Below are 21,778 nucleotides of genomic sequence, written 5' to 3'. Positions count from 1 at the left end.
CTTTTTAATGTGCACTAGCCTCTCGGCTCGGGTTTGATGTCCATGCTTGCGCCGGCTTGTGCTTTGGTATCCGCGCGTGCACCACTGCCGCAATACGGGCAATCCGCGCGCCCGCAGCCACCGCAGGGCGGCACTTCAGGGGGATCCGCCTTGACCTCGGCAGTCTTTTCTTTTTCCACCTTGTGGTATTCCTGATCGCCGCTTACCACGACTGCGGTTTCTACCGTCGCCGCCTTTCCTTCCGGCGCCCTTTCTGCATCGGCTTTTGTTTCCGGCGCCGTATAATCGACTTTCTGTTCGACAACTTGCTGTTGAACCTGCTGGGCTTGTTGGGCTTGTTGGGCCTGCGGGTCCCCGCCCGTCTTATTCTCGGCTTGTTGCTGGACAACCGCCGTTGTCGCGGCAGGGTCGGCTCCTCCGGCCTTTGCGGTATCTGCAACGACGGTTTGCGGCGGCGTATAGGTCTGGGATGCTTGTTGCTGAACCTGCTGGGCAAGCGGCGGCGCTGCGGGTGCGGAAACATTCTGTGCCTGTACGTTCTGCACAGACGCCATTGCGGTCGCGCCATCGGCTTTTGCGACAGGCAGCACCACCACATTACTTGCGGCAATCCCGGTAACGGGCTGGCTAACTACGGATTGCTGTGCCTGAAGACCGCCCTGAGTTTGAACCGATGCAACAGGTACATCGACCTTGCCGACGAACGGCAGCACATTATCGGACTTGGCAACTGCGACGACCGTCGCGGCATTGGCCGCCGGCACGGTTGACGGAACGGATGCAGGGACCGTTGCGGACACGGCTGCAGAAACGGGGGCAACAGAAATCGCCGCCGTGGCCGTATTGGTTGCCGTGGCGACAGCCGCAGGTGCCGCTGCTCTTTCTGCTCGCACCTGTGACACGGCACTCTGGCGTGCCGCGGCCGCAGCGGTTGGTGTAGTGGGTGTCTGGCCGGTTTTTGCCAGTGTCACCGCCGCTCTGATCGCAAGCGCACGCATGATCGGCACGCCGGCACCCGGCCGCGTGGTCGGCAGCACATTGCTGCCGGCGCTACGCGAAAAGGCGGCCCTGATGCCGTTCAGGCTCGCGCCAGTTGCCTTGGCGGCAGGACCGGCCTTGGCCGCATCAGCCTTGGCGGAAACCGTTTTCGTTGCCACTGCCTTTGCCGCTGCCGATGTCTTTGTGACAGACACTTTTACGGCATCCTGCCGCGCAGCCGGTGCAGCGGTTTTTAATTGGACAACCTGTCCCTTTTGCCCGGCTTCGGCTTTGGCTTTTGCCTGCGCCCTGTGTTTTGCAGCGGCGTTAACGGCAGCCTGCGTGCCCGGAATAACGGCCAGCCCGTTGCCCATTGCCGCCTGCACCACCGCAAGATCATAGATGGATGCGGTCGTGACAGTCTTATTGGGCCTGTCGGGATTGGTCTTGTCGTTCTGTGCCCGCTGCTCGGCGGCTTTTTTGTCAAGGATACCCTGCAGCTTGTTCAGCCACTGTATGCGCGTTATGTCATCGGGAATCTCAACGCCTGAAGCGCGCAACACAAGCATCAATGCCAACGTCTTTTCGTTGGCGACCGGTATATCAAGGCAAAGCACGACACCAGCCGCAACGTCTGTGCTTGCAATGTATGCGGCGCCTTCCTCTTTCTCGCCGAGCCATAATTCGATCAGATCAACACCGGCATCGTCATAGAAAGCGCCGGTTACCGTTTTCACAAGCCCATGAAATTCACGGATGACCTGTCCGGGTTCGATCCCCCACCTGCCTATCAGCGCTTCGGCAAGACCATTTACGGACCCGGCATAGGCAAAATTCATCGTACCTTGCCGTTGACGTTCATCCAGCCAAAGGCCCAGCGCCTCGCTAACCTCATAACGCAAAGGCGGCAGGCTAAACGGGTCGTTTACAGGAATTTGGGCCAGATTAGATTGCATTTTGATACCCTCTAGCTGGTGAGAAATCAGCTAGTTGAGTGTGATAATGAGAATCATTATTAATGTCAATAGGGGACTTGGCTAGTGGCAGCCATGGTCTGGGGCAGCAAACGCATGCAGCAAGCTGTGTTTGTTGTACCCGGCCGGTAGCGGCTTCTCAGGCCCCACAATACGCATAGGGGGTTTGCCTGTGTTCAGTTTCAAAAACTCTCCCTTGTCGATCAGATAAAAAGCGTCACCAAAAAAAACAACGAGCGATGTCCCGGCTTCGTAATCCATTTTAACAATGGTTTTGCCGCTTTCCTTAAAAAGCTGAAGCGTAAGCAGTGATTTTATGGTTGCCGGATTCACATTGTCGTCGGCAAACCTTTCAAGCGCGCGCGCGTCCTTCAAGTTTGCCGGAAAAACAAGGTCAATCGGGCTGGCGGACAGCAGGTGCTTCTCGGAAGACAGATTCTTCCCGCCCCACGCCACCTTGCCCCGCCAGATTTTTCCAACAGCGACATGAGGATTTTCGGCCTTCGTTATTTTATTCAGCTCGGCTTGCGCGGCCGCATTGGCAACGCCCTTTGCCGCATCGTCGGCAGCGCCAAGAAACCCCCTTATCTTTTCTATCAGCTCCGGCGTCGCCCTATAGACGATTAAATCATGGCCTTCGATCCGCATAAGCCGCCCGACCCCGCTAAATGTTATAATGTAACAATTATTATGTTATGTTATAACATGAGTCAAGGGCGGAAATTCCCCGTCCCCCCATACTTTCCGGCCACTCTGCGGGCCGTTATAGAAACACATAATTGTGCTAGAACTGGCGCATGCCGGAACCAGACACCCCCCTCGCTCGCCTGCGCGCCCAGGATTACGAACGCTACCTGACATGCCTGTTCGCCCCGCCCGGGCGGCAGGAAGCGCTGGCCGCGCTTTATGGCTTCAACTACGAAATCGCACGCGTGGCCGAACAGGTAAGCGAGCCCGCGATCGGTATGATCCGGCTGCAATGGTGGCGCGATGCCATCACCGAGATTTACGAAGGCAAGCCGCCGCGTGCCCATGAAACCGTTGCCGCGCTTGCCGCCGCCGTAAAAACTCATCGGCTGCCGCAGGAGCCGTTTCAGCGGCTGATCAACGCGCGCGAAGCCGATCTTTCCGATACCCCGCCCCAGCGCGTGCAGGATTTTACGGCCTATGCCGAAGCGACCGGCGCCACGCTTGGCGCATTGGCGGCCGCTATACTGGAAGCGAGCGAAACGGCAACTGCCGCCGCGCGCGAAGCTGCCGCCGCCTATGCCATCACGGGAATGCTGCGCGCCACCGCGTTTTTTGCCCGGCAGCGCCGTCTGTTGCTGCCCTATGATCTTTTGATGCGGCACCATGTGATGGCCAACAGCATCTTCGATCTCAAACCCTCCCATGGGCTGGCGGCCGCCGTGCGGGAACTCGCTGCCCTTGCGGAAACGAGGCTTGAAAGATGCGAAGCCCTCGCGGCCGGCCTGGCAAACCCCGAGCAGCGTGCGGTGCTTGCCGCGCTTTTGCCCGCCGCGCTGGCACGCCAGCATCTGAAGGCTATCGGGCGGCAGCGCCATAATGTCTTCGCGCCCCGGCTTTCCATGCGGCACCCGCTATGCCTGCCCCGCCTCGCTTGGCGTGCCTTGCGGGGCTTCTAGCGCGGCGTATTGCCAGCAAGCCCGGCGTTATCTAGGCTGATGAACTGGTGCACAACGAAAAAGGGACGAAACCATGGGCAAGATTCTCGAAAAGATGTATGCGTCACTGGTGCTCGGCATCGCGCTGGCGTTTGCGCTGCTCTATGCGCTGCATGGTGAACTGGTTTCCGAGGAAACCTCCCGTCACACGCTCGAGATCGGCTTCGCCGTATGGCTGCATGTTATTTCCGGCGTGCTGTGGATCGGTCTGCTCTGGTACTTCAACATGGTCCAGGTGCCGCTGATGCCAAAGATCCCTGCCGAACTGAAGCCTGCGGTCGGCAAATATATTGCGCCCGAAGCGCTGTTCTGGTTCCGCTGGGCCGCGCTGGCAACCGTCGTTACCGGCTTGCTGGTCGCGCTGCTGAGGGGCTTTCTTGAATCGGCGCTGACAGTCCAGCCGCCCGCGCAAACCATCGGCATCGGCATGTGGATGGCGCTGGTGATGGCCTTCAATGTCTGGTTCATCATCTGGCCGAACCAGAAAAAGGTGCTCGGCATGGTTCCGGCGGACGATGCAGCCAAGGCCAAGGCGGGCCGTGCCGCGTTGATGGCTTCGCGCACCAACTTCGTGCTTTCGTTCCCTATGCTGTATTGCATGGTTTCGCAAAGCCTGGTCGGCTGACGGAACCGCTAGCGGCTAAGATGCCCGCTGCGGATGTAATCTTCGGCCTGCATTTCCATCAGACGGCTGGCCGTGCGCTGGAAGGCAAAGGCGTGCGGCCCGTCGGTGCACAGATTTTCCGGCGCGGTCGCCGCCGCCATCACAAGCTTGGCGCGGTTTTCATAAAGCGCGTCGATGAAGGTCGTGAAGCGCACGGTTTCGTTACGCTGTTCGGGCCCCAGTTGCGGCACGCCATCAAGAATAGCGGTGTGATAGCACTGCGCGATCGCAAGATAATCCGCGGCGCCTAGCGGCTGGCCGCATAATTCGCTGAAATCAAACCAGGCCACACCGCGCGCCGCGCGCGGCACATGCACGCGCCGTTGCTGTACCCACAGTTCGTCTTCCGCAGGCGCAGCGCCGGATGCCAGCGCGGTAAAAGCTTCAGCCAACTTCTCCGTGGCCGCCGGCCCGAGCGGAGTGAAATAAACCTGCTGGCCGAGGATGCGCGCCATACGGTGATCGATCGTGCCCGTGACGTGGATAATATCCATATGTGCCCGCAACACATCGATGAATGGCAAAAAACGCTGCCGCTGCAGCCCGTCCTTGTACAAATCTTGCGGCGCCCAGTTCGATGTCGCCACCACCACGATCCCGGCATCATAGAGTGCACCGAACAGCCGGGATAGGATCATCGCATCCGCGATATCGCCGACATGAAATTCGTCGAAGCAAAGCAGCGCAGCATCATGTGCCGTTTCCTGCGCCAACCGGGGCAGCGGATCGGCCATGATCGCGCCGCCCTGCCGCTGGCGATGCAGCCAATCGTGCACCTCGAGCATAAACTGGTGAAAATGTACACGCCGTTTGCGCGCAACCGGCGCGTGTTCGAAGAACATATCCATCAGCATGGATTTGCCGCGCCCGACCCCGCCATGAATATATAGCCCGCGCGGCGGCACAGCGGCCTTGCCGATAAGGCGCGCGAAAAACCCGCCGCGTGGCGGCGCATAGCCCGCAAGCGCGGCGGAAAGGTTTTGCAGCGCCCGCAATACGCCGTCATGTTCGGGGTCGGGGCGCAGCTCGCCCGCTGCGATCCGCCGTTCATAATCTGTTAGGATGGCCTGCTTCATGTCGGTTATGATGACGGAAGATTCGCCTTCACGCCAGCCCTAGCCCATACCCCAAATCATGCGCGAAAGCCACTTCAGCAGCGACCAACTCAGCATCGGCGGCAAGCTGCGCGCGATAAACTGGTTTCTTGTGCTCGCCATCATCGCCATCGGCCTGATCGGCGTTGGGTTGCTTTATTCGGTCGATGGCATGGCCTGGGACCCGTGGGCGAGCCAGCAACTGACGCGCTTTATCGTCGGCTTCGTCATGATGATTATGCTGGCGCTGATCGATCTGCGGGTGTGGTTGCGGCTCGCCTACCCGCTTTACGCCTTCGTGCTCACGCTGCTGATTGGGGTTGAGATCATCGGGCAGGTTGGCATGGGCGCGCAGCGCTGGATAAGCTTCGGCGCCTTCGTGATCCAGCCGTCGGAACTGATGAAGATCACGCTTATTCTTGTGCTCGCGCGCTATTTTCACGCGCTGCCGATGGAAGATATCGGCAACCCCTTCAAACTTGTGTTTCCCGTGCTGCTCGCGCTCGTGCCCGTCGGGCTTGTGCTGATGCAACCGAATCTCGGCACCGCCACGCTGCTGCTGGCCGCGGCGGGGGCGATCTTTTTCGTCGCCGGAGTCAAATGGTGGAAGTTCGCGGCGCTGGGCATGATCGCGGGCGCGACGCTGCCGATCGCGTGGAACTTTTTGCATGATTACCAGAAAAAACGCCTCATGACCTTCCTCGATCCGGATGCCGACCCGCTCGGCGCCGGCTATAACATCATGCAATCCAAGATCGCGCTCGGTTCCGGCGGGCTGTTCGGCAAGGGCTGGGGCCTTGGCACGCAAAGCCAGCTGCAATTTCTGCCCGAAAAACATACCGATTTTATCTTCGTCGTGCTCGCGGAAGAATTCGGGATGGCGGGCGCGCTGGTTTTGCTGGCGCTCTATGGGCTCGTGCTCGGACTCGGGTTGCTGATCGCCATCGGCAGCCGTAGCCAGTTCGCGCGCCTCGCAGCCTACGGCCTTACGGTCAACTTTTTTCTCTATATGTGCGTTAACGTTCTGATGGTGACGGGGCTGATCCCTGTGGTTGGCATCCCGCTGCCGCTGGTATCCTATGGCGGCACCGCAATGCTGACGCTGATGATCGGCTTCGGCATTCTGCTTAGCATCGGCGTACACCGCGATACCCGTATTTCCCGCACCGGCATCAGCGAGTTTTGATGGACCTGCACGCAATCCACGAATGGACGGAACAGGCCCTGTCGCAGCAAGTTTTGCTGCTGACAAGCGGCGCGCCGGGGCAGTTTGCCGCCCTGCTCGGCCTTTGTCTGTTTTACGGCATATTCCACGCGCTGGGACCCGGGCACGGCAAATCGATCGTCACGTCATATTTCCTTGGTCACAAGGCTCACTGGCTTGATGGCATCAGCGCTGGTTTCATCTTCGCGCTCGGGCATAGCATGTCGGCGATTTTGTTCGTTGTCGTGCTGCACCTGATCTTGCAAATGAGCGATATGGAAATCATGGCGCAAACCCGCATCGGCGGAACGGTCGGCTACAGCCTGATCATTTGCATCGGCTTCTGGATGCTATGGAAAGCCTTCCGCCGGAGCGATGACGGCCACGATCATTGCCATCACGGCCATGATCATACGCATCACGGCACGTTGCGCCGCAAGGATGCGTGGGCGCTGTTTCTTTCCGCCAGCCTGTCGCCCTGCACCGGCACCATGATCGTGCTGCTGTTTACCATGGCGAACGGAATTCTTTGGATGGGTATTCTGGGGGCGCTGGCCATCGCGCTCGGCATGTGGGGCACGATAGCGGGCATAGGCATAGCTGCCATCCTGCTGCGGCACAGGCTGGCCGAAGGCGGCGGCCACCGGCGCGCCATGGTTCGCCGGGCCTTATCCATCACCGCAGGGCTGGTGATTATCGCTTCGGGCGGTTTTTTACTCTCTCTCACCCTGTCCGGCGGCCACTGATTTTCCAGATCCTTTTTCCGTCCGTCCATCCGGCTGCGGGTGAAAGTATTTTAATAAACCACCATTAAACGGCGGTTATCTGCTAATTTACGGTAATTCCTTTATTTTCAACAGTTTCCACATTGAAAAAAGTTTTTTGCTTTCATGATTCCCCTCTAAGGTGGGTAGAGAAAGAAACGGCTTACAAGGCAGTCGAAGGCTGCCAAGGACTTGAAAATGATGGTTGAAATGTCACCCGCAACTTACATGACCCTTTGCGCCCTGGTGCGCGATGCCATGCAGGTGGAAACAGATGCGCTGCCCTTGCTGCAACGCGTCGCAGACGAACTCGCGCTTGCAGGTATGGATAACCTGCCCGAAGAGATCGCCGCCGATCCCCGCAAGATGGAAGCTCTGGCCTCGGCCGGCTTCGTCAAAAAGGCCGCCTGATAGCCGCCCTGCGGGGCCGCTCTCGCAAAAGGTAATAACGCTTATCTGAAGCCCGTGCCCGCGCATGCTCTATGCTGTCGCGAAGCGGTTTTTTCTGTGTTATAGCCCCATAATCGATTCCATATCCAACCCGTTCCCGCACCCGGAAACCTGTCATGAGCGAAATTTTCCAGACCATCATCGATTTATGGGAAACCCACCTGACCCTTTGGGTCGCCATCGGACTTTTGGGGCAAGCCATGTTCACCATGCGCTTTCTCTATCAGTGGGTGTACAGCGAACGCGTGGGCAAAAGCGTTGTGCCGGAAGCTTTCTGGTATTTCAGCATGGCGGGCGGCGCCATATTGCTAGCCTATGCCATCTACCGCAAAGACCCCGTCTTCATCCTTGGGCAAGGCACCGGGCTGCTGATCTACACTCGCAACATCTATTTCATCTGGCGCGAAAAATTCAGGCTCCGCGCCGCATAATGAACGGCACCACCACCCTTCCTTTCGGCCTGTGTGACGGCAAAGGCGGCAGGCTTTCGCCGCTCGGTTATGCCGCGCTGCTGTTCCTTTGTATCGTGCTTTATCTGCCGGGCTTTTTCACGCTGCCGCCGACGGACCGCGATGAATCGCGCTTCGCGCAGGCAACCAAGCAGATGATCGAAAGCGGCAACTACACCGATATCCGCTATCAGGACGAAGCCCGCTACCAGAAACCCGCAGGAATTTATTGGCTGCAGGCCGCGAGCGTAACCCTGCTCAGCCCCGGCAATCTGACAAACATCTGGGCCTATCGCATACCTTCCCTGCTGGGCGTGATAGCGGCGGTTATGCTGCTCGCATTTTTCGCCGCACGGCTCATTGGCGCGCGTGGCGGGCTTGCCGCCGGGGCCATATTCGCTTGCTGTTTCCTTATCGGGGTTGAAGCGCGGCAAGCGAAGACGGATGCCGTGCTGATGCTGTGCATTACCGCGAGCCAGCTACTGCTCATGCATGCCTACACCGCGCACCGGGCCGGCAAACCTGTTTCGCTGCCCGCCGCGCTTTTATTCTGGCTCGCGCTCGGTGCGGGCATCCTCATCAAAGGCCCCATCAGTGCGCTGATCGCGGCGCTTACGGTTATTACGCTGGCGATCGCCGACAAAGGCGCTGCATGGCTGAAACAATTGCGCCCGCTTGCCGGGGTTCCGCTTGCGCTTGCGGTCATCGCGCCGTGGCTGATCGCCATCACGCTCTATAGCGGCGGTACGTTTATCGAAGAGTCGGTCGGGCAGGATCTGCTTAATAAAATCTGGTCGGGGCAGGCGCGCGGTATCGTGCCGCCGGGGCTGCACACGCTGCTCGGGCTCGTGACCTTCTGGCCTTTCTCGCTTCTGTTGCTGCTGGCGCTGCCCGCGCTTTGGCAAAAGCGGGGCGAACCGGCGGTCCGCTTCTGCCTGGCATGGGCTTTGCCGACATGGATCTTTTATGAACTGATCTTCACCAAGCTTCCGCATTACGTGATGCCGGTTTTCCCGGCCTTTGCCCTGCTTGCCGCCATGGCGTGGTTCGGGCGCGAACCGCTTGCGGGCGCCGGGGCCGCTGTGCCGCGCTGGTATCGCCGCACCGCCATCGCGCTGTGGGCCGGCGCCACGCTTGCGCTTGCCGCGCTGCCGGTGTGGCTGGCATGGCTTGATGCCAAGGCGGCGATATATCAGGATCTTGCACTCGCCATCATCGCGCTTTCGGCTGCCTTGATCGCAGTACGCAGGCTTATGCTGAACGAAGCGGGGCAAAGCGCCGCCGCGCTCGTGATCTGCGGCGTTGCGCTTTCACAAGCGCTGCTGGGCTGGACGCTTCCGGGGCTGAGCCAGCCATGGATCGCGCCGCGCGCGATGGCGGCGATCGAACATTACCGCCCCTGCCCGGGCAAACCGACGCATATCGCCGTTACAGGCTTTGGCGAACCCAGCATGGTTTTTCTTGCGGGCACCGATACCTACCGTGCCAACAGCGGCGTGAACGCCGCGATCGATACGCTTCACAACCCTTGCGCGCTTACATTGGTGGAAGAAACGCGCCTGCCCGGCTATATGAGTTTGCTGGCGGGCGTAAATATCGTGCCCGAACATCTGGCCACGATTGACGGTTTCAATTATAACCGTGGCGAGCGCGTTGCACTTCACCTGTTCCGGAACCCATGATCAAAGCCCCCGGCAAACAAGCCCTGATAGCGGCCGCGCTGGTCACGGCCGCTATCGTGCTGCTCGCGCTGTTCGCGGACAGGCCGCTCGCGCTGATGCTGAAGGATTTCGACCAGCAAAACCCTGGCGGGCTCGATCTGTTCCGGCGGCTGACGGAGCTCGGCAATTCCAAATGGTATCTGTGGCCGACAGGGCTTGCCGCGCTTGCGGGCCTTGGTTTTACCGCGCTGATGAAGCACAATCCGGCACGGCAGGCGCAAATCCGGCGCATCGCGCTTGCTTGCGCCTTTGTCTTTGCCTGCGTCGCGGTCTCCGGCCTGCTGGTCGATTTGCTCAAAATCATATTCGGGCGGGCGCGGCCGATATTACTGGAAACCGAAGGGGTTTTCGCGTGGGCACCTTTTACGGCCAGCTCGCGCTGGGCTTCCTTTCCTTCGGGCCACAGCAACACCGCCTTCGCGCTCGCTTTCGCCCTCACGATGCTGTGGCCACGCTGGCGGCTTTTATTCGGTGCCTCGGCCGTGCTGGTGGCCTCGACCCGCTTTATCATTACCGCCCATTTCATCAGCGATGTTGTTGGCGGCGCGATCGTGGCCGCGCTCACGACCTGCCTGATCGCCGCCATTTTTGCCTCCCGCGGCTGGCTGCCGCGGCCGCCGCCATAGTTGGGATAAATCCCTTGATATGGGATATTTCCTGTTATAGGATCGGGCTATGGTTAAGAAAAATAAACCAACCTGGCTTGGAACCCTGATCAAACTGATGGATCAGGAAGGCTATAGCCCGCGCAGCCTTTCGCTTGCGGCCAAGCTGAACGAAACCGCTGTGCGCGATATGATAGCCGGCCGGGCCCGGTTCCCCCGCTACGATACGATCAGGGCGCTCGCCCGCGCTTTGAACACCACCCCGGCCTATCTGATGGGTGATGAAGGCATAAAAGAACAGATCCGGCAGGGCGGAATAAAAAAAATATCGGATCTCGATCTGTTAACCGAGATCATCACCCGCGTGCAGGAAGTTAGCAAAGAATTAGGTATAACGCCGGGCCCGGAACAGTTCGCCCGCATCGTCTCTGCGTTGTACCACCATGTTGCTACCAGCGAAGGGCAGGATGTGACCAAAAAAGAATTGACCACACGCGTGCACGCTATCTTTGATTACGAAAGCACGAACAGCGGAAAGACACTCGTGGTAAACAGGCGGTAAAGGCTTTCTAGCGCGTTTACTTAACGCACGTTAAGCATATGCAAATACAGCCAAAATTGGTCGTGTCGCATTTTTTACTTTCGGTTTTTGCCTGTAAGAATGAAACAGACAAGTTTAATCATAACAAGAATAGGCATAGCGATGAATGACCGCGGTGAAAAAATTGTAAGCCTCGCCAGCGCTATGCTGCAGGAACCCGAAGCAGGAAGCTATGCCGCCAACGGCGCCCGCTATAGCTGGAAGGTTGTTGCCTGCGCCGCACTTGTCGCGGCCGCCAGCACCGGTATCGCTGCCAGCTGGGCTGCGGAACAAAGGCGCCCCCTGACCCGCTATGAAAAGACCGAGTTGATGGCCCTTATTCATTTTGCCGCAAAGGCCGGCACAGAAGATGAAGCCCTTGTGCGCGATGATTTTCTCCAGCAATTCTCGATCGACCGGCTCGATGACCTGGCGCACAGCCAGTTCGCGCTGGCACGCGACTACCTGCAGCGCAGAATCCGCTGATTTCACCGCCTTTTTCGCAATATAGGATATTTCCCATATTTCCTCTTGATATGGGATTTTTCCTATACTACCGTATGGCGATCAGCCAAGTAACGGGGTAAGAACCAAGGTGAAACCGCCAGCCAGCCTGCTCCTGCCGCTCAATCCGCGCCACCCGCCCGTGAATGTGGAAGACCTTGCCTTGATGCTCGAGATAGACCTCGCGCTCGGCCGCAAGCATGATTTCCAGCGCCGCTTGCGCAAGGCCATCGCGCTTAGCTACCGGCAAGGCCAGGCGGGGCGCCGGCAGGCGCCGCGCTGCTAGGCGGCCTTGCGCATGAAAAACATCGCCTGGTCGCCGCGCCCATCGCGGTTGAGGCTTTCGGTCATGCGCTGAAATTCTATAATCTCGCTGCGGTTGAACATGTCTTCCGGCTTGCGTTTTATTTCACCGCTTAAATTGCGCCGGTAAAACTCGCTACCGATGAATTGAGATACAAGACCACAGGATTCGATATGCGCAATGGCAAGCCCCGACCGCTCTGCCAGCAACGCCATGCTTTTGCGCGTCAATAGATGAATGTGACGCGGCGCATCGAGGCTGATCCAGTGTTCGCGGTAACGCTCGCACGCCTCGCTATCCGCCACCGGCACGGCCACAATCAGCGCGCCGTTTGCGGAAAGCAGACGTGCCGCCGTTTGCAAGGTCGTAAGGGGATCGACGACATGCTCAAGCGAATGATGCATCATAATAAGGTCGAAAGGCTGCGGATTGGCCGCAGCAAAATCCTCAAGGTTCATCTTGTGGATTGTAACCCCGTTTGGATAAACAAGGGTTTGCGGAATAAACAGATCGCCGCCCGCAACATCGGCGAACCCGCCCAGCTTCATGCGCAAAAGCACCCGGCCGTTGCCGCAGCCAATATCAAGCACACGCGCCGTGGTATCAAGCCCCGCGCGCTTGGCCCATGTAACGTAGTCGAGCGGACGCGCAAGCCGGTTTGCCAAAGCGCCGATAATATTCCACCGTCCGAAATAGGCCTGCACGCGTTGTCGGTCAATAAACCGGCGTAAACGGTTGCCCGCAAGGCGTTTAAAACTGCGGTAGGAATAATAGTCTTGAGGGTAATAGCGCCCCAAATCATCCGGCACCGCCGCGATCTGCAAGCAGCCGCATTGCCCGCACAACACGTAATCGAACATGTCGCGTGTACCACACAACATCTCCCGCACACGCCATGGCGTGCCGTCTATTTTATTGCCGCAGATGCGGCAGGATTTGGTAGCGTGGGACAAGGCTGATTGGGTCATATGAAACCAAGATTGGTAGCAGCGGAGGGATTTGAACCCCCGACCAAGGGATTATGATTCCCCTGCTCTACCACTGAGCTACGCTGCCATACCGTTATCCGCGAGAGGGGTAGGAATAAGGAGTTGAGCCCGTTGCGTCAAGGTGCGTTTTCTCTTCTAATTCAACGCGCTAGGGGCCCGTTTCCGCATCGGTGCGCAGGCAGGGGCCACCCAAAAGGGCTAGGTCAGCCCATGCGTGCATAGATAGAAAAGCGAACGGGCGGGCGAGCCTTTCTCGCTGCCGCGCCGCCACTGCACATCCGGCCCGAACAGTTCCAGCATACGATCCGTGCCGGCCACATGAATTTGGCTGCGCCTTGCATGCAGGGCTTCAATTTCATACGGCGGCGTATCCCTGCCAAGCTGATGCGTTTGCGTGACAACAGCGCGATACGCGCGCATCTCTTTTCTGATATCCGTGAAGGGGATCTTTTTCTCTGCCACAATATGGTCGGCCACGTTGATAAACTGGAACCGGATGTCGCTTTGGGTCTTCCTGACAACAAGCTTCAAATCCTGTGCCTTCAGGCCGTCAATACGTACGCCACCATCGTCAAGAAAGTCTGTGCGGTAAACCAATCTTTCAAGATCGGTGCCCGCATCGTTCGCGCCAACAATTTCCAAACCCGTTATCCGGCAATATCCGTCATCAACCATAAATTCCTCGCCAAAAATTCTTTATGCCGTAAGCCTATACTCATTCGCCGCCGCGATCCAGCCCCCGCCAAGCACCCGCGCGCCCTGATATATAACACCCGCCTGCCCCGGGGCCACACCCATCACGGGCTCATCGAGCGTGATCACGGCACCCGTATCGCCGCGCGCGGCAATGGTAGCCGCCGCCGGCGGCTGGGTGGAACGCAACCGCACCTGCACGCGCGCGCCGCCTTCCGGCACCGGCGCACCGAGCCAATTGAGATCGCGCAAGTGAATTTCGGTTTGCCCGAGTGCCTCGCGCGGCCCGACGATTACGCGCTTGCGCGCCGCATCGAGCCGGAGCACGTAAAGCGGTTCGTTGCTTTCCCCGGCGCGGTCATGGATATCGAGCCCGCGGCGCTGCCCCACCGTAAAGTTGATGATGCCTTCGTGGCGGCCCAGCACATTGCCCTGCATATCAACAATCTCGCCGGGGTCGATCGCGCCGGGGCGCAGCTTGCCGACCACGCTGGCGTAATCGCCGTTCGGTACGAAACAGATATCCTGGCTATCCGGCTTGGCCGCGACCGGCAGATCGAACCGTTCGGCCAGTGCGCGCACTTCGCTTTTCGGCATGCCGCCGAGCGGAAAGCGGAGGAAACCGAGCTGGTCGCGCGTGGTCGCGAACAGAAAATAACTCTGGTCGCGCGTGGCATCGGTTGCCGCATGCAATTCGGGCCCCGCTTCACCCATCACGCGCTGCACATAATGGCCGGTGGCCAGCGCTTCGGCCCCCAGCTCGCGCGCGGTCGCAAGCAAATCGCGGAACTTCACGCTCTGGTTGCATTTGACACAGGGAATTGGTGTTTCGCCGCGCAGATAGCTGTCGGCGAAATCGTCGATCACGCTTTGTTTGAAAGCATTTTCGTAATCCAGCACATAGTGCGGAATACCGATACGCTCGGCCACGCGGCGGGCATCGTAAATATCCTGCCCGGCGCAGCACGCGCCCTTGCGCGCCACCGCCATGCCATGGTCATAAAGCTGCAACGTAATGCCTACAACATCATAGCCCTGCTCGCGCAAAAGCGCGGCGGTGACAGAACTGTCAACCCCGCCGGACATGGCAACCACCACCCGCGTTTCCGCGGGCGGCTTATCGAACCCCAAGGAATTCATGGCAATCTTTGTATCAGGCCAAAAGGCTTTTCAGCATCCACACGGTTTTATCATGATCGCGCAGGCGACCCGTTAGTAAATCTTCGCTCGCCTTGTCGCCGGTTTCCGCCGCAAGGTCTATCCCGCCTTTCAGATCATCCACCATCTTGGTGTGGCTGACGATCAAATCTTTAATCATGCCCTTGGCGTCCTGCGGCTTGGCAGGCGCTTCCTTCACCGCCGTGGCATCAAGCATCTGCTTCATGCCGGTCGGGGCCATCTGGCCCTTGGCGCGAATTTGCTCGGCCACCATATCGGCGGCAAGGAACAATGCGGTGTAATGCGTTTCGAACAGCGTGTGCAGTTCCACGAACTGTTTGCCGGTCACGTTCCAATGATAGCCGTGTGTTTTCACGGCCAAGACATAAGTATCCGCCAGCACACGGCGTAGTGTTGCCACCATCGCGGCTCCGGAAGCTACCTGTTTCTTCTTTACTGCCATCACTCTCTCCTTACGTGGTGCATGTCGTGGCGATTATTTAGAACTATTCTAAACTATATGACGGCAGCGTGCAACCTCACGCCGCTTTTCTGGCGGAAAGCTTGCTACAGGCGCGTTCGATGCGCCTGCAAGCCTCTTCAAGCGATTTGTCGGAAGCGGCATAGGAAACCCTGAAGCACGGGCTGAGGCCAAAAGCCGCGCCAAACACAACCGCGACCCCTTCGGCTTTCAGGAAATAATTACAGACATCCTCGTCATTCTTCAGCACGTCGCCATCCGGCGCTTGGCGGCCGATCAACCCTTCGCAATTGGGATAGACATAGAACGCGCCTTCCGGCTTGACGCAGGTGATGCCTTCGCACGCGTTCAACTTTTCGATCACCATGTCACGGCGGCGCACGTAAGCGGCACGCCAGTCATTGAGAAAATCGTGCGAACCGTTTAGCCCCGCAACCGCCGCCGCCTGACTGATGGAACAAGCATTGCTGGTCGAATGGCCCTGGATTTCCGTCATGCGGGCAATCAGGTCTTTCGGGCCGCCGGCAAAACCGACACGCCAGCCCGTCATGCTATAGGCCTTGGAAGCGCCGTTCATGGTCAGCGTTCTGTCATACAAACGCGGTTCGATCTGCGCCATGGTCGTAAATTCAAACCCGTCATAGACCAGATGTTCATAGATATCGTCGGTCAACACCCACACATGCGGGTGCTTCAGCAAAACATCGGCCAGCGCGCGCAGCTCGGCGCGCGTATAGGTGGCGCCCGAAGGGTTGCTGGGCGAATTCAGGATCAGCCATTTGGTACGCGGCGTAATGACGCGCTCCAGCTCCGCCCCGGTCATCTTGAAGCCGTTCTCGGTTCTGGTTTCCACAAAAACCGGCTGGCCTTCGCATAAATTGACCATATCCGGATATGACACCCAGTAAGGCGCGGGGATAATCACTTCATCCCCCGGGTTAACCGTAGCGAGCAGCGCATTGAAAAGTATTTGTTTGCCGCCGCTGGAAACCAGAATTTGGTTCGGCTGATATTCCAGCCCGTTGTTACGCTTGAATTTCGCGATTACGGCCTGCTTCAGCTCTGCCGTACCGCCAACGGGGGTATATTTCGTTTTGCCTTCATCAATCGCCTTGCGGGCGGCGTCCTTGATATGGTCGGGCGTGTCAAAGTCCGGCTCCCCGGCACTCAGGGCAATGATATCCTTGCCCGCCGCCTTCATCTCGGCGGCCTTGGCGGTAATAGCCATGGTGGGAGAAGCCTTGACCCTGTTCAGGCGCGCGGCAAAGAACTTGTCATACATACAAAACCTTTCTTTGTGCAAAAAAATAGGTGCCTACAGCACGGCATCCATCCACTTTATGCATCGTCCAAGCATTCATCAAGCTCACCATATTTCTTGATATTTCATAGGTTTTTACGAACGCTCGTTCAGCCCGATACGTCGTGTAGGCTCCTGATATCTAACAGATTTTTATAATTCATTAACCAATACATATGTATGATTTCATTTTCTATCTGCAAGCCTCCCCACCACGAAAACCAACCATTCCGGCCGTTAAACCAGTACAGCGCCAACCAATCCGCGACCCACAAGGACCAATCATGCTCGATAAACTCAAGCTGACACAAAAGCTCACGATCCTGATCACAACCCTGGCCGTGCTTTCGTCAATTGTCACAGGCGCCATCGCGCTCACAAAAGCTTCAAGCGATGCCATGGAAGCGGCGGAAGAAAAGCTCGCCGCGCTTCAGGCTTCGCGCGCCAGCGCGCTCGGCAGCTATCTGGGTTCGATCGAACAGGACCTTTCATCCCTATCCCACAACGAATATGTGCGTCAGGCACTTCTGGATTACACGGCGGCATGGAACGAACTGGGCTACAACCAGACACAGCGCCTGCACGCGCTCTACATCACCAACAACCCTCATCCGACCGGATCGAAGGAAGAGCTGAATTACGCCTCCGATGGCTCCTACTACAGCCAGCTGCACAAAAAATACCACCCATGGTTCCGGCATTTTCTGCGCCAGCGCGATTACTATGATATCTTCCTGTTCGCGCCAAACGGCGACCTTGTCTATACCGTCTTCAAGGAACTCGATTTTGCCACCAATCTGAATTCCGGCGAATGGAAGGATACCGATCTCGGCAACGCATTCCGCGCCGCACGAGACAACCCGAAGGAAGATTATCAGGCATTCTTCGATTTCAAACCCTATGCCCCCAGTTACGACGCCCCCGCGAGCTTTATCGCACAACCGATCCTGAACGATAACGGTACGCTGGCCGGCGTACTCGCCTTCCAGATGCCAATCAAGCGCATCAACGCTGTCATGCAGGTGGCCGCCGGCATGGGCGAATCCGGCGAAACTTACATCGTCGGCGGCGATTATTTCATGCGCAGCGACTCCAGATTTTCCAAAGAGTCGACAATCCTGAAAACCAAGGTGACCGGCGAAACGGTGGATCTTGCGCTGCAGGGCAAGGAAGGTTTTGGCATTGTCGATGATTATCGCGGCATACCTGTGGTATCGGCATACGGGCCGATTGATTTCCACGGCGTCCGCTGGGCTATTCTGGCTGAAATCGATAAGTCCGAGGTTATGGAACCCATCAACCACATGAAACTGTTTGCCATATTGGCGACGCTTGCCGCGCTCGTGGTTATTGCATTTATTTCTTTCTTTTCGGCCAGAAAAGTTGCCCAACCCATCGTGCAAATGACCGCGACCATGCGCGATCTCGCCAAGGAAAAGTACGATATCGAAATTCCCGGCGTCGAACGGCATGACGAGATCGGCGAAATGGCCAGTTCGGTACAGGTTTTCAAGGAAAACGGGCTGGAGGCCAAAAAGCTAAAAGAATCACAAACCCGCATGGAAGAACAGGCCAAACAGGAAAAGAAACGCGCGCTCGAAGACCTTGCCTCCAGCTTCGAGGCCAGTGTGGGCCAGATCATCGGCGCTGTCGCTGCCGCTTCGACCGAACTGCAGGCGAATGCCGAAAGCCTGAGCGCGATCGCGGAACAAACCAGCCACCAAACCACGACCGCCGCTTCGGCAACCGAGGAAACTTCCGTCAGCATCCAGACGGTCGCGAGCTCGGCCGAAGAGCTCACCTCATCGATCAACGAAATCAGCCGCCAGGTCGCGGATTCGAACAAAATGACCGTCGATGCCGTCAATCAGGTCAAGCAGACGGACGCAACCGTTTCTACGCTTGTCGAATCTTCCGCCCAGATCGGCGAGGTCGTTAACCTGATCAAGGATATCGCCGAACAAACCAATTTGCTGGCACTGAACGCCACGATCGAAGCCGCCCGCGCGGGTGAAGCAGGCAAAGGCTTTGCCGTGGTCGCGTCCGAGGTCAAGAACCTCGCGAACCAGACCGGCAAAGCGACCGAGGAAATATCGGGCCGCATCGAAGCCATGCAGGGCTCGACCCAGCAGGCGGCTGACGCCATCCGCAACATCGGCAAAATCATCGAGCGCATCAATCAGGTCGCCAGCGGCATCGCGGCGGCGGTCGAGGAGCAATCGGCCGCGACGCGGGAAATCGCCGCCAGCACGCAGCAGGTTTCATCCGGCACCGCCGAGGTTTCCAGCAGCGTCACGGCAGTTTCGCAGGGCGCGGGCGAAGCGCGCGCGGCATCAGACGAGGTTTTGTCTGCGGCGCGTGAATTGTCGCAGCAATCGGAAATGCTGAAGCAGCAGATGGACCAGTTCCTGACAAAGGTCCGGAACAGCTAGTCCGCCTTGCGTTCGCGCAACTTGTTCCAGTAATCGAGCCGTTGCCTGACTTCGCGCTCGAAACCGCGCTCGGCAGGGCGGTAAAATTCCTGCCGCTGCATGCCTTCGGGGAAATAATTCTGGCCTGAAAAACCTTCGGGCGTATCATGGTCATAGGCATAGTCTTTGCCGTACCCCATATCCTTCATCATGGCAGTCGGCGCATTGAGTATGTGTTTGGGTGGCATGAGCGAGCCGTACCTGTCCGCCGCCGCCTTTGCCTCCCCCAAAGCCATATAAAGACTGTTCGATTTCGGCGCGGTTGCGAGGTAAACGACAGCCTGCGCCAGCGCAAGTTCGCCTTCCGGGCTGCCCAGCCGTTCATAGGTTTCCCATGCCGCCAGCGTCTGCACAATCGCCTGCGGGTCCGCGAGGCCGATATCCTCGTTGGCGAAACGGGTCAGCCGCCTTGCGATATAGCACGGGTCTTCGCCGCCCCCCAGCATGCGCGCAAGCCAATAAAGCGCCGCATCGCAATCGGAGCCGCGCAACGATTTATGCAAGGCGCTGATCAGATTGTAGTGGCCTTCCTGCGCCTTGTCGTAAAGCGGCATACGTTTTTGCACGAACACGGCTAGCGCCGCGGTATCGAGCGTTTTGTCGGCGGGCAAAGAAGCCAGCTCTTCGCACATGGTCAATAAATAACGCCCGTCTCCGTCCGCCATGGCCTTCAAAGCCTGCCGCGCCGCGGTATCCAGCGGCAGGGCATGGCCGACGGATTGCTCTGCCCGCTGTACGAGCATTTCGGCCGCGCCGTCATCGAGCCGGTTCAGCACCAACACCTGGCAGCGGGAAAGCAACGCGCCGTTTAGCTCGAACGACGGGTTTTCGGTCGTGGCTCCAACGAGCGTGACCGTGCCATCTTCGACATAAGGCAAAAGCACATCTTGCTGCGCGCGGTTGAAGCGGTGAATTTCATCAATGAACAGGAGCGTTCCCTGCCCGCCCATGCGGCGGCCCGAAGCGGCATCGAATATCTTGCGCAAATCCGCAACCCCGGAAGCCACGGCGGACACGGGTTCAAAATACAGGGCGGTTTCCTGCGCCAGCAGGCGCGCTATCGTGGTTTTGCCGCAGCCGGGCGGCCCCCAAAAGATGATTGAAGCCAGCCGGCCAGCCGCCAGCATGCGCCCGAGCTGCGCCCCAGGGCCCAGAATGTGCCCTTGGCCCACAACCTCGGCCAGTTTCTGCGGGCGCAACCTGTCGGGCAGCGGGCGCGGCGCGGCGGAACTGAAAAGCCCTTGCCCCGTCGTTGCCGCCTGTTTTGCCATGTCAGCGCACGAAAACGTTCATGATCTGCCGGCCGCGCCGCAGCCGGATGCGCCAGCCTTCGGCGGCGCTTCGGGTGGCCTCAACCACATCGTCCACGCTGCCGATCACAGTCTTGTTCACGTAAAGAAGAATATCCCCGTCGCGCAAACCGAAGCCGGCGGCGGGGCTGCCTTCCTTCACATCGACAACCACGACACCTTTTTCGCTCTCATCCATGTCGCGCAGGCCGTATTCCGCCACCACCGCAGGCGATATGTTGACCACGACGGCGCCCGCCAGCGGGCCGGTGCCCGCAAGCCGGGTTGTGTCGCGCGGCTGTGTTTCCGGCGGCGCGATCAGCGTGAAATTAATATCCTTGGTGCTATCCGCCCGCTTGATGCGAAAGATCGCGAGCCCGCCGACCTGCATAGTGCCGATGCGGAAATCCAGCGCTTCCGGCCCTTCTACCTCGCGCCCGTTGACCGCCATGATCACATCGCCAACCTTAAGCCCGGCCTTGCCGGCGGGGCTGATGGCATTGATCTCGTTCACCAGAACGCCCGAAGGTTTCACGAGGCCGAGCGAACGGGCGATGTCGGATGTCACTTCCTGCCCCGTAACGCCGAGCCACGGCCGCACAACGTTTTTCTTGCCGCTTACCACGGCATCAATCACAACCCTCACCATGTTGGCAGGGATGGCAAAGCCGATCCCGATATTGCCGCCGGTGCGCGAATAAATGGCTGAATTGATGCCCACCATCCTGCCATCGGTCGATACCAGCGCACCGCCGGAATTGCCCGGATTGATCGCGGCATCGGTCTGGATGTAATAGCCCATATCGTCCACCGCCGGGCCCGTGCGCGCAACGGCGGAAATGATACCGCCCGTCACCGTTTGGCCGACACCGAAGGGGTTTCCAATTGCCAGAACCATATCGCCGACCTCGACGCTGTCGGAATCGCGCAATTCAAGGAACGGCATCTGTTCGCCATTGGTCTTGAGCCGAAGCACGGCAAGATCGGTCTTTTCGTCGGTCGTCACCAGCGTCGCTTCAAACTCGCGGCGGTCGGAAAGTACGACATGAATTTCATCGGCGCCGCTGATCACATGGTTGTTGGTGACCACAAGCCCATCGGCCCGCACGATCACGCCGGAACCGAGCGAATTTTCCATCCGCTCCCGCGTCATGCCCGGCATGCCGCCGCCGAAAAATTCCTGAAACAGCGGGTCGTTCATAAACGGGGAAAATGTCCGCTGCTTCACGAGCTTGCGGGCGAAAATGTTAACGACCGCAGGTGCGGTTTGCTTCACCAGCGGCGCAAAGGTCATTTGAACCTGCTCGCGCGTTTGCGGTACCGTTTGGGCCAAGGCGGGCGCGGCAAAGAAACCGAGCAGAGCGATGAAGATTGCTGCAAGTCTGGTCATGGCTTTTCCTCTTTCCGCAAAGGATTGTGCC

22 protein-coding genes and 1 tRNA gene are annotated in these 21,778 nt (G+C 58.5%); 12 read left to right on the top strand and 11 right to left on the bottom strand.

The genetic code is table 11. The features are described 5' to 3' along the window. Positions 1-14: 14 nt before the first annotated feature. Together GC131_03745 and GC131_03740 are read right to left on the bottom strand one after the other, a co-directional pair. Positions 15-1,934: a hypothetical protein gene (locus GC131_03745; GenBank protein MBI1273183.1), complete on the bottom strand. Its 1,920-nt coding sequence runs from the start codon at positions 1,932-1,934 to the stop codon at positions 15-17. A gap of 81 nt (positions 1,935-2,015) precedes the next feature. Beyond that, entirely contained in the window at positions 2,016-2,600 is a 585-nt protein-coding gene (locus tag GC131_03740; GenBank protein ID MBI1273182.1) for a hypothetical protein, read from the bottom strand. A 149-nt stretch (positions 2,601-2,749) separates the two neighbouring features. Here GC131_03740 and GC131_03735 point away from each other — a divergent pair, with 149 nt between their 5' ends. Beyond that, positions 2,750-3,598, top strand: coding sequence for a squalene/phytoene synthase family protein (locus GC131_03735; protein ID MBI1273181.1), 849 nt, complete (start codon positions 2,750-2,752; stop codon positions 3,596-3,598). A 94-nt stretch (positions 3,599-3,692) separates the two neighbouring features. Further along, positions 3,693-4,262, top strand: coding sequence for a hypothetical protein (locus tag GC131_03730; GenBank protein ID MBI1273180.1), 570 nt, complete (start codon positions 3,693-3,695; stop codon positions 4,260-4,262). Positions 4,263-4,270: 8 nt separating this feature from the next. On the opposite strand, the gene zapE is transcribed toward GC131_03730, so the two are convergent. Beyond that, positions 4,271-5,377 carry a cell division protein ZapE gene (gene zapE, locus GC131_03725; protein MBI1273179.1) on the bottom strand — a complete coding sequence of 369 codons (1,107 nt, stop codon included), beginning with the start codon at positions 5,375-5,377 and terminating at the stop codon, positions 4,271-4,273. A 58-nt stretch (positions 5,378-5,435) separates the two neighbouring features. Here zapE and rodA point away from each other — a divergent pair, with 58 nt between their 5' ends. The 9 genes from rodA to GC131_03680 all read left to right on the top strand — a co-directional run bounded on the left by rodA (position 5,436) and on the right by GC131_03680 (position 11,958). Beyond that, positions 5,436-6,581, top strand: a complete 1,146-nt coding sequence (gene rodA, locus GC131_03720) for a rod shape-determining protein RodA (protein ID MBI1273178.1) — start codon at positions 5,436-5,438, stop codon at positions 6,579-6,581. After that, entirely contained in the window at positions 6,581-7,345 is a 765-nt protein-coding gene (locus GC131_03715) for a hypothetical protein (GenBank protein MBI1273177.1), read from the top strand. Before rodA ends, GC131_03715 begins: the two co-directional genes overlap by 1 nt. Before the next feature lie 246 nt (positions 7,346-7,591). Beyond that, on the top strand, positions 7,592-7,774 hold the full coding sequence (locus GC131_03710; GenBank protein ID MBI1273176.1) for a hypothetical protein: 183 nt from the start codon (positions 7,592-7,594) through the stop codon (positions 7,772-7,774). 155 nt (positions 7,775-7,929) lie between these two features. Beyond that, positions 7,930-8,244, top strand: a complete 315-nt coding sequence (locus tag GC131_03705; protein MBI1273175.1) for a lipid A biosynthesis — start codon at positions 7,930-7,932, stop codon at positions 8,242-8,244. Then, on the top strand, positions 8,244-9,944 hold the full coding sequence (locus GC131_03700) for a glycosyltransferase family 39 protein (GenBank protein ID MBI1273174.1): 1,701 nt from the start codon (positions 8,244-8,246) through the stop codon (positions 9,942-9,944). The genes GC131_03705 and GC131_03700 overlap by 1 nt, the downstream gene beginning before the upstream one ends. Then, a complete protein-coding gene (locus GC131_03695) occupies positions 9,941-10,609 on the top strand; it encodes a phosphatase PAP2 family protein (GenBank protein ID MBI1273173.1) in 669 nt (222 codons plus the stop codon). The genes GC131_03700 and GC131_03695 overlap by 4 nt, the downstream gene beginning before the upstream one ends. A 49-nt stretch (positions 10,610-10,658) precedes the next feature. Further along, positions 10,659-11,150, top strand: coding sequence for a helix-turn-helix domain-containing protein (locus tag GC131_03690; protein MBI1273172.1), 492 nt, complete (start codon positions 10,659-10,661; stop codon positions 11,148-11,150). Positions 11,151-11,291: 141 nt separating this feature from the next. Continuing rightward, entirely contained in the window at positions 11,292-11,654 is a 363-nt protein-coding gene (locus tag GC131_03685) for a hypothetical protein (protein ID MBI1273171.1), read from the top strand. A 109-nt stretch (positions 11,655-11,763) separates the two neighbouring features. Next, complete coding sequence (locus tag GC131_03680; GenBank protein MBI1273170.1) at positions 11,764-11,958, top strand: hypothetical protein; 195 nt, start codon at positions 11,764-11,766, stop codon at positions 11,956-11,958. Here GC131_03680 and GC131_03675 read toward each other — a convergent pair. From GC131_03675 to GC131_03650, 6 genes are all read right to left on the bottom strand, one after another. Further along, positions 11,955-12,944, bottom strand: coding sequence for a methyltransferase domain-containing protein (locus GC131_03675; protein ID MBI1273169.1), 990 nt, complete (start codon positions 12,942-12,944; stop codon positions 11,955-11,957). The genes GC131_03680 and GC131_03675 overlap by 4 nt on opposite strands. Before the next feature lie 13 nt (positions 12,945-12,957). Further along, positions 12,958-13,032, bottom strand: a tRNA-Met gene (locus GC131_03670). A gap of 131 nt (positions 13,033-13,163) precedes the next feature. Further along, positions 13,164-13,607, bottom strand: coding sequence for a hypothetical protein (locus GC131_03665; GenBank protein ID MBI1273168.1), 444 nt, complete (start codon positions 13,605-13,607; stop codon positions 13,164-13,166). Positions 13,608-13,661: 54 nt separating this feature from the next. After that, a complete protein-coding gene (gene mnmA / locus GC131_03660; protein ID MBI1273167.1) occupies positions 13,662-14,798 on the bottom strand; it encodes a tRNA 2-thiouridine(34) synthase MnmA in 1,137 nt (378 codons plus the stop codon). A 13-nt stretch (positions 14,799-14,811) separates the two neighbouring features. After that, positions 14,812-15,279 (bottom strand): DNA starvation/stationary phase protection protein, encoded by a 468-nt coding sequence (locus GC131_03655; protein MBI1273166.1) that lies wholly within the window; start codon positions 15,277-15,279, stop codon positions 14,812-14,814. A 76-nt stretch (positions 15,280-15,355) separates the two neighbouring features. Continuing rightward, positions 15,356-16,579 carry an aminotransferase class I/II-fold pyridoxal phosphate-dependent enzyme gene (locus GC131_03650; GenBank protein MBI1273165.1) on the bottom strand — a complete coding sequence of 408 codons (1,224 nt, stop codon included), beginning with the start codon at positions 16,577-16,579 and terminating at the stop codon, positions 15,356-15,358. 194 nt (positions 16,580-16,773) lie between these two features. Between GC131_03650 and GC131_03645 the strand changes: the two genes are divergently transcribed. Continuing rightward, the gene (locus tag GC131_03645) at positions 16,774-19,029 is read left to right on the top strand and encodes a HAMP domain-containing protein (GenBank protein ID MBI1273164.1); all 2,256 of its coding nucleotides are present in this window, start codon (positions 16,774-16,776) and stop codon (positions 19,027-19,029) included. On the opposite strand, the gene GC131_03640 is transcribed toward GC131_03645, so the two are convergent. Together GC131_03640 and GC131_03635 are read right to left on the bottom strand one after the other, a co-directional pair. Then, positions 19,026-20,339 (bottom strand): AAA family ATPase, encoded by a 1,314-nt coding sequence (locus GC131_03640; GenBank protein MBI1273163.1) that lies wholly within the window; start codon positions 20,337-20,339, stop codon positions 19,026-19,028. The genes GC131_03645 and GC131_03640 overlap by 4 nt on opposite strands. A 1-nt stretch (position 20,340) precedes the next feature. After that, the gene (locus GC131_03635; protein ID MBI1273162.1) at positions 20,341-21,747 is read right to left on the bottom strand and encodes a Do family serine endopeptidase; all 1,407 of its coding nucleotides are present in this window, start codon (positions 21,745-21,747) and stop codon (positions 20,341-20,343) included. Positions 21,748-21,778: the final 31 nt, after the last annotated feature.

The organism is Alphaproteobacteria bacterium, assembly GCA_016124955.1.
In the GTDB taxonomy this organism is placed as follows: domain Bacteria; phylum Pseudomonadota; class Alphaproteobacteria; order UBA9219; family RFNS01; genus RI-461.
The sequence above is the reverse complement of the archived record's forward strand: the minus strand, read 5'-3'. Positions and strand labels throughout refer to the sequence as shown.

Coding starts and splice junctions, on each gene's coding strand:
- GC131_03700 (MBI1273174.1), top strand. CDS start 8,244: ATGAACGGCACCACCACCCTTCCTTTCGGCCTGTGTGACGGCAAAGGC.
- GC131_03695 (MBI1273173.1), top strand. CDS start 9,941: ATGATCAAAGCCCCCGGCAAACAAGCCCTGATAGCGGCCGCGCTGGTC.
- rodA (MBI1273178.1), top strand. CDS start 5,436: ATGCGCGAAAGCCACTTCAGCAGCGACCAACTCAGCATCGGCGGCAAG.
- GC131_03645 (MBI1273164.1), top strand. CDS start 16,774: ATGTATGATTTCATTTTCTATCTGCAAGCCTCCCCACCACGAAAACCA.
- GC131_03685 (MBI1273171.1), top strand. CDS start 11,292: ATGAATGACCGCGGTGAAAAAATTGTAAGCCTCGCCAGCGCTATGCTG.
- GC131_03640 (MBI1273163.1), bottom strand. CDS start 20,339: ATGGCAAAACAGGCGGCAACGACGGGGCAAGGGCTTTTCAGTTCCGCC.
- GC131_03745 (MBI1273183.1), bottom strand. CDS start 1,934: ATGCAATCTAATCTGGCCCAAATTCCTGTAAACGACCCGTTTAGCCTG.
- GC131_03730 (MBI1273180.1), top strand. CDS start 3,693: ATGTATGCGTCACTGGTGCTCGGCATCGCGCTGGCGTTTGCGCTGCTC.
- GC131_03705 (MBI1273175.1), top strand. CDS start 7,930: ATGAGCGAAATTTTCCAGACCATCATCGATTTATGGGAAACCCACCTG.
- GC131_03675 (MBI1273169.1), bottom strand. CDS start 12,944: ATGACCCAATCAGCCTTGTCCCACGCTACCAAATCCTGCCGCATCTGC.
- GC131_03740 (MBI1273182.1), bottom strand. CDS start 2,600: ATGCGGATCGAAGGCCATGATTTAATCGTCTATAGGGCGACGCCGGAG.
- GC131_03650 (MBI1273165.1), bottom strand. CDS start 16,579: ATGTATGACAAGTTCTTTGCCGCGCGCCTGAACAGGGTCAAGGCTTCT.
- mnmA (MBI1273167.1), bottom strand. CDS start 14,798: ATGAATTCCTTGGGGTTCGATAAGCCGCCCGCGGAAACGCGGGTGGTG.
- GC131_03635 (MBI1273162.1), bottom strand. CDS start 21,747: ATGACCAGACTTGCAGCAATCTTCATCGCTCTGCTCGGTTTCTTTGCC.
- zapE (MBI1273179.1), bottom strand. CDS start 5,377: ATGAAGCAGGCCATCCTAACAGATTATGAACGGCGGATCGCAGCGGGC.
- GC131_03710 (MBI1273176.1), top strand. CDS start 7,592: ATGACCCTTTGCGCCCTGGTGCGCGATGCCATGCAGGTGGAAACAGAT.
- GC131_03715 (MBI1273177.1), top strand. CDS start 6,581: ATGGACCTGCACGCAATCCACGAATGGACGGAACAGGCCCTGTCGCAG.
- GC131_03735 (MBI1273181.1), top strand. CDS start 2,750: ATGCCGGAACCAGACACCCCCCTCGCTCGCCTGCGCGCCCAGGATTAC.
- GC131_03690 (MBI1273172.1), top strand. CDS start 10,659: ATGGTTAAGAAAAATAAACCAACCTGGCTTGGAACCCTGATCAAACTG.
- GC131_03655 (MBI1273166.1), bottom strand. CDS start 15,279: ATGGCAGTAAAGAAGAAACAGGTAGCTTCCGGAGCCGCGATGGTGGCA.